We start from the raw sequence: 16163 nt of genomic DNA, 5'->3' as shown, positions 1-16163 counted from the left end.
CTAAAAGTATTGGCTCATTTACTTGACTAAAGTCCGTCTAAAACCATTTGTTTAATTTTATGTGCTTTTACAAAATGATCTAATTTATGGGTGTGTATCCACCAAGTAGCAGCTTCCATAAGTAGCTCTGGGTCGTCGTTTTTATTAGCAAAAAATGCATAAAAAGAAAGCCCTACATTTTCGCCTTTAACTGCTATTTTTTTATCGCATACGGTAATTATTTTTGCTCTTAGTTCTTCCCTCATACATACCTTTAATCATATTAATGCTGTATTACTGAAACACGCTATTTAAAACGCTAACGATTAGCTGCAAAAGGCTTCTATCAACCAAGCCATGATTCTCAAGCTCTTTATTAGGCGTATTTACTTTTGCAGCTTTGCATTCATTATCTAATGTCTCATTTTTACGTGTATCGGTTTCGTATGCAATATCTGCTTGTTCCATACATTTTGCCGAGCCTGCGTAAGGCTGTGCCGCACAAGCGCTTAGTAATAAAAAAAGTGGAATTGCTATCAATAATTGCTTCATAACTAATCCTATTTTTACGCAACTTATTTAATTTAAATTACAGCTGCAAGTTAGCCTATTTACTTTCTACCACCATTACAAAAAATTCAAAAAAGAACGTACCGATAGCATCAAAAAAAGTGTCATTTTTTTCATCCTTTTTAATTTGTGCGCTAATGCATTGATTATAAACTTCTGAGCTTGTTTGAGCGCCATTTCGATCAACCATTTCAGCCTCTTCAATGCATAAGTTAGGGTCAGAACGCGAAGTTGTACTACACGCACTTAGTAAAGCGCACAGCAATAATGCGGCGATGGGGCTTTTTATGTTCATCCTTAAACTATCCTATTCAGTTAACGTGCTACCTGCATTTATACCTATATGTATTATATGTGGGAGTAATACATATAGGTTGTACCTAAATAATGTTGCTACTTTATCACTGCAATAAAATAAACAACCAGTAAATATCTGTAAGGTTCTGTAGGGATTTATACTCCCTTTTATAATTGAACTACGTGAAAGCCTGAAATTATTGCATTCATATCACTGTAAAATTTACAGTGGTAGCAGCCTAAAAATAAAAAATCAAAATAAAAGCAATAAAATACATCAACTTAATATTTGGCATTTAGTTTGCACATTAGTGATATAAGCAAATAAATTGTAAAAGGATTAGTTATGAATATTTTTGAAGCACTACGTCATGACCATGACAAACAACGAGAATTAGTAGATGCGCTCATTCAAACGCACGGCGACACAGAGCAGCGCCACACGCTAATGGACGAGCTAAAAACAGAATTAGAACAACACGCAAAATTTGAAGAACGTTACTTTTACAATCCACTTATGTTTGATGACTTAACTCATGAAAAAGCGCGCCACAGCGTAGCTGAACATCACGAAATTGATGAATTAATTGAACAACTTGAAGATACCGAAATGAGCTCGTCTGCATGGTTAGTTGCAGCTAAAAAACTGCATCATTTAGTACATCATCATTTAAGTGAAGAAGAACACGAAGTATTTCAATTAGCGGGTAAAGCACTAACCGAAGGGCAAAAACAAAGCTTGGCAAAGCAGTATAATGATGCAATGCACTAATACTTTTTATTTGTGAGTAACTTTACTCACAAATAATTGAACCACCTTATATACACTCCCTTGTGTACTATTGGTTATAAGCCACTTGGCTTATAACCATTTTTTTAAGCCTATATGCTAACTCTTCTCTAGTAAGGGTGCTTCTGTCGGATCAAAAATTCGATACGCCACTAGCTTTAAACCATCGTTAATAAAAAACCACACCAAAGCATATGCCCACACAGCAAGTGCCCATCCCCATCCTAGTGGGGTCATAAACACACCATAAACAGCAATAAGTGTTGCTATAACTTGCGTGCCAAATACGGCGACCATTAATATAGCAGACGGTTTAATAGACCAAAATGGACCTCGGGTACGCGCTAAAAATATAGTCAAATGCCCTGCTACAGAAAGTAATAAGTACATTAATGTTTGAAGATGAGGACGGTCGAGTTCAAATACTTTATCCCCTAAGTAAAATAAACCAAAGGCTGCAATTGGCCCTACAATTCCCAGCACAGATGCAATACCTAAAACGAGCCGCATATTCCATGTTTCGGGCTTATTTTGATAATGCACATTGTCGTATGCAATAGACAAAATGGCGGCATCGTTAAGTAAAGCAAGCATTACAATCATGACTGCTGTTAACGGATAAAAGTTAAAAATTAATATCGCCATTGTCATAAAGAGTAGTACGCGCAGTGTTTCAGCAACCCTGTAAATAGCGTAACTGTTCATGCGTTGAAATATTTTTCGGCTTTCTTTAACTGCATCAATAATAACCGACAAGCCATCGGTCATTAACACAATTGATGCTGCTGAACGCGCTGCATCTGTAGCACCCGATACAGCAATGCCACAGTCAGCTTTTTTAAGTGCTGGCGCATCATTTACGCCATCTCCTGTCATGCCAACAATGTGCCCTCTATGCTGAAGCACATCAATAATATGGTATTTATGCTCAGGGAATACTTGTGCGAATCCGTCAGCACTCTCGATTGAGTCATCTAACTGTGTGGCTTGATGATGCTCAGTTGCACCAAATCCACTAGCATCAAGAATGTTTGTCCCTAAACCCAGTTTACTTGCAGTTTCGCGCGCAATGGCCACTTGGTCGCCCGTGACCATTTTAACACTCATACCCATTTCTTTTGCATCGGCAATGGTTTGTATTGCTTCTTCACGCGGTGGATCAAAAAGCGGCAATACACCTATAAATTGCCATTTACCTTGCTCGTCTGTTTTAGCAACCGCTAAAGAGCGAAACCCACGTGCTGCAAATTCATCTATTGATGCCTCAACTTGAGTTTTAACTGCCTCAATATTAGCCGACAAAGCTAAAATAACCTGCGGTGCACCTTTGGTCACTTTAAATGTTTTGCCATCATCATTTTTAACGATTGCTTCAGTACGTTTGCTCACAGGATCAAATGGATGAAAATGCTCTATATGATAAGAATCTAGATGCTGCTCAGCTTTTACACTTTGTAATACTGCTAAGTCAATCGGATCGTTATTTTCTGAGCGAGATGCTAATGCCGCGTACAATATAACTTGATCAGCAGAGCCTTTATTTATTGAGTTTTCGATATAAAACGGGTCACCTAACGTTAATAGGTTTTGTGTCAATGTGCCTGTTTTATCAGAGCACAGAATATCAACACCTGCTAGCTCTTCAATTGCAGCTAAACGCGTTACAACCACTTGCTTTTTAGCCAATAAACGAGCGCCTACAGCCATAGTAACTGATAGCACTGTTGGCATTGCGACTGGTATTGCCGCAACGGTTAATACCAGTGCAAACTGCAATGTGGTGATCATTGGATCATCGCGAAACAAAGCAACAATAACTATAAGCAGCACTAAAGCCGCAGCAAGCATTATTAAATAATTACCAATTTTAAGCACCGCACGCTGAAAATGACTTGCGGTTCGCGCCGGTTGCGTAAACTATTGCTTCTATTTCACCTTGGCGAATAATAGAGCCCGAATAAACAGTTTCACCCGCCGACTTTACAACCGGTAACGACTCACCCGTAAGTGATGATTGATCTACTTCTACTGGATCACCATTTAGCAAACGCGCATCTGCAGGCACTATATCGCCCATCCGCATTCTAATAACATCACCCGGTACAAGTTCGCTGGCACTTAAGTTTTGCCATTGAGTATCGCGGCGAACGCGTGCTTTGTTGGCTAATTTTGCTTTTAATGCAGCAATTGCATTACCCGCTTGATGCTCTTCCCAAAAGCCAACCAATACGTTAGACAGCAATAATACAAGAATAATAAAAAAATCGGCCCAGTGTTTAGCAAGTGCCGATAAAATAATAGCGGCCTCGATCATCCACGGTATTGGCCCCCAAAAGTAAGATAAAAACTTGAGTAATAAATTTGGTTTTTCTTCAACTAGTTCGTTAGGTCCATATTGTGCCAATCTTTGTGTGGCATCAGCTTGGCTTAACCCGTCGGATGATGTTTTTAGCTTTGCTTGTAATTGTACTAAATCAAGCTTGCTCCATTCATCGCAATTTTGATTGTGTGAAGACTTGTTCTCTGAACGATTTGATGACTGATGCGCCGACGAAATTTTAACCTTTTCCATACGAGCCTTCTATACAACATTGAGTTGAATAACTTGAGGTAATTAAAACCTACTAACCGTATAGCTAACATAAACTAAAGCTGTCGATATTGTTCTTACAAATATATTAACTTTGATCTAACGCAATATTTAGGATGAAATAATATAAAAAGGATTATTTTTAGAAGATGACAAAGAGGTTGGATTGTTAGAAGAAGTGCTCAAAGGCTATACATTGGGCTGAAATAGTAAGCAACTCAGCCCAATGTATTTTTAGCTACAACCTTAAGGGTATAACTATTGTTTTATTACTTTACAGTAAATTTTACGTCTTGGTCGCGTAATAAGTAAAGTGCAAAACACGCAGCCCACATTGGCCATGCAGTGAAGAATAATAAGTTGTTAAAGCCATCTATATACTGGTTATAAGAAGAAAGCGTTGATAAGCCATGCATTACAAAAATGATTCCGTAAGTTATGCGCTTTTTAATACCCGCTAAAAATGCCAATACTAATACAAGTTGTAGAGCACCGATAACATAAGCAACTATGTCAGATGAGCCACTAATACCGTAAAAATGTTCAAAAATACGTGCGCTATGACCAGGGTTTACGAATTTATCGAACGTCCACATAACCATTACAATAAATACGCCTAAACGCAAAGATAAAAGTGACCATTGCAAACGGTTTTGCACATCAGAACTCATTGAACCTGTCATAAAATTTCCTTAAATGAATATTAATAAACGTTGAAGTAACCTAGACCGTATAAGTTATTTTTTATTTCAAAAAATAGTAATTATTTTTGTTGATGACCTATTTTAAGTTTTTTTGATAAAACTTAAACAGTGCCGCACACGCTTTATAAAAGTGTACTATGCTTAAAAATATGTTAAAAAGCAGTTATTTACATAAAACATTAAATTAAAGCACTTAAGTACTACTTTAAAATACTTGCTTAGGCTTATGTTCTAAAAAACAAAAAGAAACACAATTTAACTGAAAGTTATTTTTATAGCCTTCGGTCTTTATCGCCAACAACATTTTAACCGTAGAGAGAAAACGTTTGAAACACGCATATTTAGCACTTTCCCTAGCCACAATATTAAATACACCACTTAATGCTTTTGCAGCCGAAGAATCAAAAATAACAAAAGGTGGCACAATAGAGCGTATTGAAGTGGCAGGCCAAGTTATTAAATCTCAAGGGCTTTCGGTTAAGGATGCAACAGTTGATGGGCCTTTTGGTGATAATTTAGCACTACAAGATATAGCCCGCTCTGTAACGCCTATTTCAAGCGAATTAATAGAACAACTTAATATTACGAGCCTACAAGACGTACTCGCAGTAAGCCCTAATACCTATTCAGCCAGTGGTTTTGGCGCACCAAGTTTACCTACTATTCGCGGGCAGCTGGGTGAGCTTTTTCAAGATGGTACACGTCGTCAAGCAGGTAATAATGGCTTTGGTGTGCCATTATCGTTCAACTCTATAGAACAAATAGATGTAGTAAAAGGCGCGCCGCCGGTATTATTTGGCTCAAGCCAACGCAACGGTGGTTTTGTAAACTTACATTCTAAAAAAGCATCAACTGACGAAAGTAAAGGCAAAGCAACTGTATCTGCAGGTCGATGGGATCAGTACAGTGTTTTAGTGGATTACAGTGCACCCATTGTAAAAGACAAAGTAGGTTTTAGAGTAAGCGCTGAACATATTGATAACGGCAGTTACTACGATTTTTCGGGAACTAAAAGCGACAGCTTATTTGCATCATTACGCGTATTACCCGATGACAAGAGCAGCTGGGATATTAACTTTGAGTTATACCAAGTTGAATTTACCGATAACGCAGGTATTAACCGCCCTACTCAAGCGCTAATAGATAATGGCCTTTATATTACCGGCCAAGGCGTGCAAGCAAATGGCAGTACAGTACCGGCAGCAGGTTCAATAATCTCACCAACTGGGCAAGTAAAAATAGATCGCAGTACAGTACTTACCGATCCTGATAATCAAAACGAAGCCACTACTTATTTACTACACAGCATTTATAAGCGTGAACTTTCAAACAATGCATCAATAAAAAACATTACGTATTTTCAGCACTTACAACGCGAAGAAATTGCACAAAATAGCTTTGTTGAAATTATAGATGGTGCCGATACCGCGCAAAACCGTACCGAGCTTACCTATCTTTGGAATAGCGACCAGCAAACAATTTTTGCATTTGATGTGCGTTATAACCGCGTATTAGGCTACAGCCAATTTACAACAGAAGCCGATTTACCTATTGATTTAACTGGCCCACTTTCAAACCGCCGCATTCCTTTAACTGATGTACAACAAGCGCGTTTAATTGAAATTAGCCCAGGTGTATTTGTATCCCCTGGTGGTCAATATGATATTAATAATGACGGCAGTGGCGACTTTAACTTATCAGACACTACTGATTCGCGTTCATGGCAAACAGGTTTTGCTATTCAGCAAGATTCTGATTGGACAGATAAGTTTCATACAAGTGTTGGCTACCGCATTGATTTTTATGATGTAGACGCGCACGACCCAATAGCACCAGAGGGTGAAATTGCAGCTCGCGATAGCATTAACGATAAGCTACATTCTGGGCAAATAAGCTTTAACTACCGATTAAACGGTGATTACACCACTTATGGTGCAGCAAGTTACAACGAAGCCACATCAAATAGCATGGCTGGTGGCACGTCTCTTGGTGGCGACAACACGATTAGCGCGCAAAACTTTTCAACCGAAAATACTTTAGTTGAATTTGGTTTAAAATACGCACCAACCGACAGTGATTGGTACGCCGATGGAGCAGTATTCAGCCAACGTCGTAGTTTACGTAATCGCGATGGTAGTAATACCGGCATTCGTACTACCGGCTTTGAAAGCCAAGTATTTTATGATGCTTACCCTTATTGGCTAAGTGCTGGCTACAGCTATATTGATGCTCGCTACGATAATTCTGCAAGTAGCCAAGATTCAGCTCAAGTAGCCGATGCATTTGACAACTCACGTCCAGATATTATTGAAGGTACCAGTGTTGGCGCACCTAGCTTTACCGCTTTTGCACCTTCAAACACCCGTGTACAGGGTATCCCTGAGCAATCGTTCAGCTTTAACGGAAATTATTCAATTAATTCGAAATGGCAAACGGGTTTTTCAGGTCTATATACAAAGAGTTACCCATTAGACTTTTTGGCGACAGTAAAAATTCGTGATCAGTACACACTAAACGTAAATACTAGCTATGCTTTTACGCCTAGTACCAAGTTACGATTAGATGTGAACAACGTAACGAATCAAAAAAACTGGCGCCCAGTATTTGAAGGCGGTTACTTTGGTGCAACTTTAGCTTTTCCTGAGTTGCCAATTAACGCCAAGTTAACCCTTACGCATAGTTTTTAAGAGAGAGAACATGATTAAAAAAATATTTTTATTATTGATTGCAGCGGCCGCCGTCGGCCTGTTCTTTCATTTTGACTTACACCAACTACTTACGCTTGATGGTTTAAAAGGGTCAATGGATCAGTTTAGCGATTACAAAGAGCAGTCACCGTTGTTGGTTATTGGTGGGTTCTTTTTACTATACGTAGTTGTAACTGCTCTCTCTTTACCAGGCGCCGCTATTTTAACACTTGCCGCAGGTGCATTATTTGGCTTGGTAGAGGGTTTATTAGTTGCATCTTTTGCCTCAACTATTGGCGCAACACTTGCCTTTTTAGTATCGCGTTACTTACTACGCGACACTATTAAACAACGTTTTCCTGAACGCTTAGCCGCAATTGATGCAGGCGTTGAAAAAGAAGGTGGATTTTACTTATTTACTCTTCGTTTAGTGCCGGTGTTTCCGTTCTTTTTAATCAATTTACTAATGGGTGTTACCTCAATAAAGTCATGGACTTATTACTGGGTCAGCCAAGCAGGTATGCTAGCCGGTACATTTGTATTTGTTAACGCAGGTACGCAACTGGCTCAAATAGATAGCTTATCTGGAATTTTATCATTCAACTTAATCTTATCATTCGCTTTATTGGGCATTTTCCCATTCATTGCTAAAGGAATCTTAAACGTGTTTAAAAAACGTCGCGTATACAAAAACTACACTAAGCCTAAAAAATTCGACCGTAACATGATTGTTATTGGTGCAGGCGCAGGTGGTTTGGTAACAAGTTATATTGCTGCTGCTGTTAAAGCAAAAGTAACCCTTATTGAAGCGGGCGAAATGGGCGGCGACTGTTTAAACTATGGTTGTGTTCCAAGTAAAGCAGTTATTAAAAGCGCTAAAATTGCAGAGCAAATTCGCCACGGTGAAAACTACGGCCTAGAAAACGCAACACCGCAGTTTTCGTTCAAAAAAGTAATGGCACGTGTACATAAAGTTATTGCCGATGTAGCACCACACGACAGTGTTGAGCGCTACACCGACCTAGGCGTAGATGTAGTAAAAGGTTACGGTAAATTAATAGACCCGTGGACTGTAGAAATTAAACTTAACGACGGTGGCACGCAAACACTCACCGCTCGTACTATTGTGATTGCCACTGGCGCACGCCCATTTGTACCGCCACTACCTGGTATTGAAGAAACAGGCTATGTAACAAGCGATACATTGTGGAATAAATTTGCAGAGCTGGATGAGGCACCTAAAAAACTTGTAGTACTAGGTGGCGGTCCAATTGGTAGCGAATTAGCACAAAGCTTTGCACGTTTAGGTTCAAGTGTTACACAAATTGAAATGAGCGAACGCATCATGATCAAAGAAGACCTTGAAGTGTCTACTTTTGCTCACGAAGCGTTAACCGAAAGTGGCGTTAATATTTTAACATCGCACCAAGCACTTCGCTGTGAAACGCGCGATGGTAAAAAATATATTGTTGTTAAGCATGACGACAAAGAAATAGATATTGAATATGACGAGCTATTATGTGCCGTTGGTAGAAGTGCGCGCCTTAAAGGTTATGGCCTTGAAGAGCTAGGCATAGAAACAAACCGTACTGTTGTAACTAACGAATACTTGGAAACGCTATACCCAAATATTTTTGCAGCAGGCGATATTGTAGGTCCATACCAGTTTACACATGTTGCAGCCCATCAAGGTTGGTACGCAGCGGTAAATGGCTTATTTGGTAACCTTAAAAAGTTTAAAGTAGATTACCGTGTTATTCCGTGGACTACGTTTATTGACCCAGAAGTTGCACGTGTTGGCTTAAACGAGCAAGACGCAAAAGACAAAGGCATAGATTACGAAATTACTCGCTTTGAATTTGAAGAGCTAGACCGTGCAATTACCGACAGCGCTACAAAAGGCTTTATTAAAGTGATTACACCCAAAGGCAAAGACAAAATACTCGGTGTTACCGTGGTATCTGAACACGCTGGCGATTTGATTGCTGAGTTTGTACTGGCAATGAAACACGGCTTAGGCCTTAATAAAATACTCGGTACTATACACAGCTACCCTACTTGGGCTGAAGGTAATAAGTACGCAGCAGGCGAGTGGAAACGCGCTCATGCACCTGAAAAAGTGCTTAACTTGCTTGAAAAATACCATACTTGGCGTAGAGGTTAATTATGTTTAAAACACCTCTAAAAGCATTACTACTTGGTTCGGCTTTAGTTGTAACATCGTTTACAACGTCATTTTCGGCCCAAGCCCAAAACATACACGATAGCTGGAATGCATTGTTAAATAAGCATGTTGTCGCTATTAACCATAATCACAGTACTGAGGTTGATTACGCTGCCATAAAACGTGAGCATGCACAGCTAAAAACGTATCTAGATTCGTTAACGGCTGTAACGCAAAGCGAATTTGACGCATGGGAAAAGCCTAAGCAACTCGCTTTTTTAATCAATGCTTATAATGCGTGGACTGTTGAACTTATTTTAACTAAGTACCCTGATATTAAGTCAATTAAAGACTTAGGGAGCTTTTTTAGCTCACCATGGAGTAAAGAGTTTGTGCCATTACTTGGCAAAACTCGCAGCCTTGATGATATAGAGCATGGTTTAATACGTGGCAGTGGTAAATACAACGACCCACGCATTCACTTTGCGGTAAATTGCGCAAGTATTGGTTGCCCAGCGCTTCGAGAAGAAGCGTATACAGCCACTGATTTAGAAAGCCAATTGCAAGAGCAAACGGTGCGCTTTTTATCAGATATGACACGTAATATGGCTCAAGAAAATACGCTAAGCGTGTCTTCAATATTTAAGTGGTACGGCGATGACTTTGAAAAAGGCTTTAGAGGTGCAAACACGCTACAGCAGTTTTTCTTGCAATACAGCGATGCACTTAAACTGATACCCGCTCAGCAAAAAGCACTTAAAAATGATGACATGAAAGTTAAATTTTTAGACTACAACTGGGATTTAAATGTTCGCCATTAAGTTTTGGCAAACACAGGCGCGATACAGCTTTTGCTGTGTCGCGTTTTGCGTTTGTGCAATTGCAAATTTAGCTGTTTTTTCGAGCACTGCATTTGCTAATCCCGTTATTAACTCAAATAGTAAAAGTAATTTAGTAATTAACACACAACAGGGATCTCGCTGGCAACAAGTTCAAACACTTGGTCGCAATCAAGATGTATACTTTTATGCATGGGGCGGCGACGCGCAAATAAATGCTTATATTCAATGGGCAGCGCAGCAAGTTAAAACTAAGTACAACATTAACCTAGTGCATGTAAAATTAAGCGATACCAGCGAAGCAGTAAGCCGTGTACTTGCCGAAAAATCAGCAAACAATAACAACCAAGGCAGCGTAGATTTAATGTGGATCAACGGGGCTAACTTTGCCACCATGAGTGAGCACTCTTTGCTTTTAAAGCAATGGGCTAATAAACTCCCCTACTTTGCATTAACCGATCCGGCTAACAACCCTGCTGTAACCTTTGACTTTGGTTTACCTACCAATGGTATGGAGGCTCCATGGGGGCAAGCGTCACTTACATTTTATTACGACAGCATTGCAATAAATGGTAAGGCAAACAATAAATTGCCGACGACATTAAACAAATTATTAAACTGGAGCGCGCAAAACCCTGGTCGCTTTAGTTACCCAAAGCCGCCTGACTTTTTAGGTATGAGCTTTTTAAAATACGCCTTAGTTGTACTGCATCAGCAAAGCAGCGAAAATATTAAAGCGCAGCTAAACCAACCAGCTACAACTAAAAATACAACACAAGTGTTAAACCCACTGTGGGACTTTTTAGATAAACTACACCCAACGCTTTGGCGTGGTGGCACTCATTTTATGCAAAGTGGTGCTCAAATGCGCCGCCTTGTGGACGATACAGAGCTGAGTTTAGCCTTTACTTTTTCAGCACCTGAAGTACCCGCAGCTGTAAAACGCTATGATTTACCAAACAGCATTCGCAGCTATGCAATGAGTGATGGCAGTTTAAGTAATACCCATTTTGTGGCAATCCCTTACAATGCAAGCCACCAGCAAAGTGCGCAATTAGTGGCTAATTTTTTACTCAGCCCTGAAGCGCAAGCTGAAAAGCAAAAAGCGCATATATGGGGCGATAAAAGCGTACTTATTCAATCAACGTTAACGCCTGAACAACAAGCCTTATTTAAAACAGCTAAACCGCATCCAAGTGCACTGCCTTTAAACAGTATTAAACGCACATTGAGCGAACCTCATCCAAGCTGGGTAAACGCCATTATGCAAGGTTGGCAAACCCGTTATGGAGTAAGCCAATGAGCGTTATTTCAAAAAGTGTACCAGTAAATACCAAAGCAACAACGCAGTGCAGCACCGATATGTTTACGCGCATTGTAAAATTTAGCCCGCGATTTTTACTCACTTTACTTATACTACCCGTACTTGGTGGCTTAATTAGCGTATTGCTGCCTGCCTTTGGTTATGCGCCCGTACTTGAGCAAACAACGTTTAGCTTGCAAGGTTTTAATGCCCTTTGGCAAACACCTGGCCTTACTCAAATGGTTACCTTAAGCGTTGCAACGGGCTTAATAAGTACTCTGCTTGCATTTATCATTACCTTAATGATTTTAGCTGCGTTTTTTAATAGCCCGTGGCTTAACCGAATTCAGCGTTTATTGAGCCCTATATTAGTGATACCTCATGCCGCCGCGGCTATTGCAGTAGGGTTTTTAATTGCCCCTTCAGGTATGATTTCACGCTTAGCGTCGCCTTGGTTAAGCGGCTGGGAACTTGCGCCAAACGGCATGTTTCCGCATGATTCGTTCGGTATTAGTATTATTTTAGGCTTAACACTAAAAGAGCTTCCCTTTTTATTATTAATGGCACTGGGCGTACTTGCTCAACCTGAGCTTGGCAAAAAATTACGCCAGCAACATAAGGTTGCGCTTAACTTGGGTTATTGCCCAATGACCGCCTTTTTTAAAGTAATACTGCCAAGTCTTTATCCGCTGCTGCGCTTACCCCTTTTAGCAGTGCTTGCCTATGCAAGCGCAAGTGTAGAAATGCCACTCATTTTAGGCCCAAATACACCACCCACGTTAGCCGTTGCAATAATGCATTGGTTTAACGATGTTGATTTAAACCTGCGCATTAAAGCCTCAGCGGGCGCTTTATTACAACTGGCTGTTACAGGTGGGTTATTAGCCCTTTGGCTTGGCGCAGAAAAGGCCGTAAAAGTGCTATTTAGCGACTCCCTCACTAATGGAGTGCGCGAATACGGCGGATTTTATTGGCAAAAAATAACGGTCGTACTCACCGCATTAGTAATTAGCTTTATACTATTGTCGCTTATTGGTTTAGTTATGTGGTCGGTTGCAGGTTTTTGGCGTTTTCCAGATGCAATGCCTGAGCAATTTACACTACTGCATTTTAAAAGTGCGCTAATGCAAATGGGCAGCCCGCTTTTTAATACGCTAGCAATCGGTTTAGTAACCACACTATTTGCCATTATTCTTACTTTACTGTGTTTAGAATCAGAGCAGTTGAATGACAAACCTATTTCTCGCTTTACCAGTTTAATTATTTACTTACCGTTATTAGTACCCAGTATTGCCTTTTTGTTTGGGCTAGTATGGATACAACAATTGGTAAATAACCAAGCCGCATTTTTTAATGTGGTACTTACGCATTTACTGTTTGTGTTGCCTTACGTGTTTTTGTCACTTGCGAGCAGTTATAGGCGCTTAGATCCTCGTTTTGCTCATGTTGCAGCAAGCCTAGGCGCAGCGCCATGCAAGGTGTTTTTTAAAGTAAAACTACCTCAGTTGTTTGCCCCTATTTTAATTGCAGCCGCACTGGGCTTAGCAATTAGTTTTGGACAATACCTCCCCACGCTTTTAGCTGGCGGCGGGCGCATAGCCACAATAACAACCGAAGCTGTTACGCTTGCCAATGGCGCAAGCAGACGCACCAGTGCCGTGTACGCTATTATGCAAATGGCGTTGCCACTTATTGGATTTATACTGGCATGGGGTTTACCTAAATATTATTTCAAAAGTGCACGTGTTTAAAAGTACGCAAGTTTAAAAGTGCACATATTTAAAGCACCCATGTTTAACACTATCAGGGTTAAGGTTTTTAATGCAGTCATCGTTACAAATTAAAAATTGTCAGCTTTATCGCCAAAATGAGCTGTTACTTAGCTTAAACGAGCAAGTTAATGGCGGTGAAATTCTGACTATTATGGGCCCATCAGGCAGTGGGAAATCAAGCTTATTAAATTGGCTTACGGGTACTTTACCAAGTAGCTTTAAGGCCAATGGTGAGGTGTGGCTTAATGGTCAAAATATCGATAACACCCCTCCACACTTGCGCCATATTGGAGTGCTTTATCAAGACGCTTTATTGTTTTCGCATTTAACTGTTGCTGGTAACATTGCCTTTGCAATGCCCAAAGGTAATAAAAAACAACGTCTTGAAAAAATAGAACATGCACTTGAGCAAGTAGGTCTTAAAGATATGGGCAATCGTCACCCCGATAACTTATCGGGCGGGCAACAAGCCCGTGTTGCATTATTACGTATGCTGCTGAGCGAACCTAAAGCCATTTTACTCGACGAACCCTTTAGCAAACTCGACACCCAATTGCGTGTTGATACACGCGAACTCGTGTTTAGCCAAATACGCGATCATAAGCTACCTGCAATTATGGTAACTCATGACCATAGCGACGCCGACGCTGCAAATGGCAAACTCATTACTTTAAATAGCGCACTTTAATTCGTGGCTTTAATACGCATAAGGTAACAAACATGCTAGACAAATTTATCACCCCTGTAATTAAGCCACTTTTAACACCTGTGGTTATGCTTATGCATAAACGCGGCATAACCGCCGATCAGCTCACTGTTGTAGGCTTTTTAGTTGGCTTATTAGCCGTGCCATTACTGGCGTTTGAAATGTGGTACGGCGCATTAGTTGCCATTGCTTTAAATCGAATTTTAGATGGACTTGATGGCGCATTAGCACGCTATGCAAACCAAAGTTCAAGCGCGGGTGGCTTTTTAGATATCACACTCGACTTTTTATTTTACGCGGCTATTCCGCTTGGCTTTATTTTGGCAAACCCTGAGCAAAACGCGATAGCGGGATCGTTATTACTTGCCACTTTTATTGGTACGGGCTCAAGCTTTTTAGCTTTTGCGATTGCCGCCGAAAAATTTAAACTCGAAAAACCGCAATTTAAATACAAAAGTTTTTACTACTTAAACGGCTTAACCGAAGGCACTGAAACAATAGCGCTATTTATTGCATTTTGTATTTGGCCGCAGCACTTTGCAGTTATGGCGAGCATTTTTGCTATTGCGTGTGGCATAACTATTTTTACCCGTATACATGGCGGTTATCACACGCTTAAGCAACAAGAAGCCGATGCTAACAAAGCAGCTGAAGACTCGCTTAGCAGTGCAAATTCAGAGGTAATAAATGACTAATGAAGTATGGTGGCGACTCGGCTGCTTTTTTAGCATTTTAATTATAATGATGCTGCTTGAATGGCAAAAGCCTGCTCGCCAAGCACCTATTAAAAGCAGTACACGTTGGTTTGCTAATTTTGGGTTAGTGTTTGCTTCATCAGTTATTGCGCGCTTAGTGGTCCCTATTGGGTTAACCGCTGTTGCACTTTACACTCAAGAGCACGGCATTGGCTTATTTAATCAAATAGCCCTACCAAGCAGTTTAATTATTATATTGAGCATACTTTTACTCGATATATTAATTTATTGGCAGCATAGATTATTTCATCAAGTGCCTATTTTATGGCGTTTGCACCGTGTACACCACGCCGATGCACATGTAGATACAAGTACTGGCTTGCGCTTTCACCCTATCGAAATTGTGCTGAGCATACTTATAAAACTCATTGCAGTAACTGCTCTTGGCGTACCTGCCATTGCGGTACTTATATTTGAAATAGCACTTAATGGTTTAGCATTATTTAATCATGCAAATATACGCCTACCTAATGCCATTGAAAAACCACTGCGTTTAATATTAATGACGCAAATATTGCATCGAATTCACCATAGCCAAGTGGTTAGCGAAACTAACTCAAACTATGGTTTTAGTGTAATTTGGTGGGATAAATTATTTGGTAGCTACAAAGATAAAGCAAAAAAAGCCGACGCAGATATAAATATTGGCTTAAAAGAATACCCAAGCCAAAAGCAAAATGCCTCGCTTTGGGGATTACTTTCAATGCCTTTTAAAAACAAGTAAAAACAAGCATATTTTATCTCATACAATACCAATCCACTTAAAATTACTTTTATGTAGATTGGTATAAACAAAATACTCTTTAAATACTATAAATATACCTGTCACTAACCTTTTAATTGTTAAGTCCTTTCCTACTTTTTGACGTAAAAAATATTCCGTTCTTGCTCCCATCAAAAAACACAAACAACGTAACCATTTGTATAAAATGCAATTTATGTACAGTCTCAAATTGGTAAACTGGTCTTACCGTAAACTAATTGTAAATAAAATAAACAAATATGTT

13 protein-coding genes and 2 pseudogenes are annotated in these 16163 nt (G+C 39.9%); 9 read left to right on the top strand and 6 right to left on the bottom strand.

Translation table 11 applies throughout. From position 1 onward, the window contains the following. Positions 1 to 26: 26 nt before the first annotated feature. The 3 genes from GQR39_RS10795 to GQR39_RS10785 are packed head-to-tail and all read right to left on the bottom strand — an operon-like array spanning position 27 to position 844. Positions 27 to 245, bottom strand: coding sequence for a DUF6500 family protein (locus tag GQR39_RS10795; RefSeq protein ID WP_024591904.1), 219 nt, complete (start codon positions 243 to 245; stop codon positions 27 to 29). 28 nt (positions 246 to 273) lie between these two features. Beyond that, a complete protein-coding gene (locus tag GQR39_RS10790) occupies positions 274 to 531 on the bottom strand; it encodes a hypothetical protein (RefSeq protein ID WP_165728968.1) in 258 nt (85 codons plus the stop codon). 55 nt (positions 532 to 586) lie between these two features. After that, positions 587 to 844 carry a hypothetical protein gene (locus GQR39_RS10785; RefSeq protein ID WP_165735602.1) on the bottom strand — a complete coding sequence of 86 codons (258 nt, stop codon included), beginning with the start codon at positions 842 to 844 and terminating at the stop codon, positions 587 to 589. Positions 845 to 1192: 348 nt separating this feature from the next. Here GQR39_RS10785 and GQR39_RS10780 point away from each other — a divergent pair, with 348 nt between their 5' ends. Continuing rightward, the gene (locus tag GQR39_RS10780) at positions 1193 to 1618 is read left to right on the top strand and encodes a hemerythrin domain-containing protein (protein WP_007581776.1); all 426 of its coding nucleotides are present in this window, start codon (positions 1193 to 1195) and stop codon (positions 1616 to 1618) included. A 120-nt stretch (positions 1619 to 1738) separates the two neighbouring features. Here the strand turns inward: GQR39_RS10780 and GQR39_RS10775 are convergent. The 3 genes and pseudogenes from GQR39_RS10775 to GQR39_RS10770 form a co-directional block, all read right to left on the bottom strand. After that, positions 1739 to 3859: pseudogene (locus tag GQR39_RS10775) on the bottom strand (hypothetical protein); the annotation flags it as partial. A 124-nt stretch (positions 3860 to 3983) separates the two neighbouring features. Then, positions 3984 to 4208: pseudogene (locus tag GQR39_RS20420) on the bottom strand (cation-transporting P-type ATPase); the annotation flags it as partial. A 287-nt stretch (positions 4209 to 4495) separates the two neighbouring features. Then, the gene (locus GQR39_RS10770) at positions 4496 to 4909 is read right to left on the bottom strand and encodes a hypothetical protein (protein ID WP_007581772.1); all 414 of its coding nucleotides are present in this window, start codon (positions 4907 to 4909) and stop codon (positions 4496 to 4498) included. Between the two features lie 347 nt (positions 4910 to 5256). On the opposite strand from GQR39_RS10770, the gene GQR39_RS10765 reads away from it, so the two are divergent. From GQR39_RS10765 to GQR39_RS10730, 8 genes are all read left to right on the top strand, one after another. Further along, positions 5257 to 7617 (top strand): TonB-dependent receptor, encoded by a 2361-nt coding sequence (locus GQR39_RS10765; RefSeq protein ID WP_165735601.1) that lies wholly within the window; start codon positions 5257 to 5259, stop codon positions 7615 to 7617. A 10-nt stretch (positions 7618 to 7627) separates the two neighbouring features. Continuing rightward, positions 7628 to 9781: a bifunctional TVP38/TMEM64 family protein/FAD-dependent oxidoreductase gene (locus GQR39_RS10760; RefSeq protein ID WP_165735600.1), complete on the top strand. Its 2154-nt coding sequence runs from the start codon at positions 7628 to 7630 to the stop codon at positions 9779 to 9781. 2 nt (positions 9782 to 9783) lie between these two features. Next, the gene (locus GQR39_RS10755; RefSeq protein WP_165735599.1) at positions 9784 to 10602 is read left to right on the top strand and encodes a DUF547 domain-containing protein; all 819 of its coding nucleotides are present in this window, start codon (positions 9784 to 9786) and stop codon (positions 10600 to 10602) included. Then, positions 10589 to 11923 (top strand): ABC transporter substrate-binding protein, encoded by a 1335-nt coding sequence (locus GQR39_RS10750; RefSeq protein ID WP_165735598.1) that lies wholly within the window; start codon positions 10589 to 10591, stop codon positions 11921 to 11923. Before GQR39_RS10755 ends, GQR39_RS10750 begins: the two co-directional genes overlap by 14 nt. Next, entirely contained in the window at positions 11920 to 13674 is a 1755-nt protein-coding gene (locus GQR39_RS10745; protein ID WP_165735597.1) for an ABC transporter permease subunit, read from the top strand. The genes GQR39_RS10750 and GQR39_RS10745 overlap by 4 nt, the downstream gene beginning before the upstream one ends. Positions 13675 to 13744: 70 nt before the next feature. Beyond that, complete coding sequence (locus tag GQR39_RS10740) at positions 13745 to 14383, top strand: ATP-binding cassette domain-containing protein (RefSeq protein ID WP_002960109.1); 639 nt, start codon at positions 13745 to 13747, stop codon at positions 14381 to 14383. Between the two features lie 32 nt (positions 14384 to 14415). Beyond that, on the top strand, positions 14416 to 15096 hold the full coding sequence (locus GQR39_RS10735) for a CDP-alcohol phosphatidyltransferase family protein (RefSeq protein WP_165735596.1): 681 nt from the start codon (positions 14416 to 14418) through the stop codon (positions 15094 to 15096). After that, complete coding sequence (locus tag GQR39_RS10730) at positions 15089 to 15880, top strand: sterol desaturase family protein (RefSeq protein ID WP_101164217.1); 792 nt, start codon at positions 15089 to 15091, stop codon at positions 15878 to 15880. The genes GQR39_RS10735 and GQR39_RS10730 overlap by 8 nt, the downstream gene beginning before the upstream one ends. The last annotated feature ends 283 nt before the right edge of the window (positions 15881 to 16163 follow it).

Source organism: Pseudoalteromonas sp. C8 (assembly GCF_011378685.1).
Lineage (GTDB): Bacteria > Pseudomonadota > Gammaproteobacteria > Enterobacterales > Alteromonadaceae > Pseudoalteromonas > Pseudoalteromonas arctica.
The sequence above is the reverse complement of the archived record's forward strand: the minus strand, read 5'-3'. Positions and strand labels throughout refer to the sequence as shown.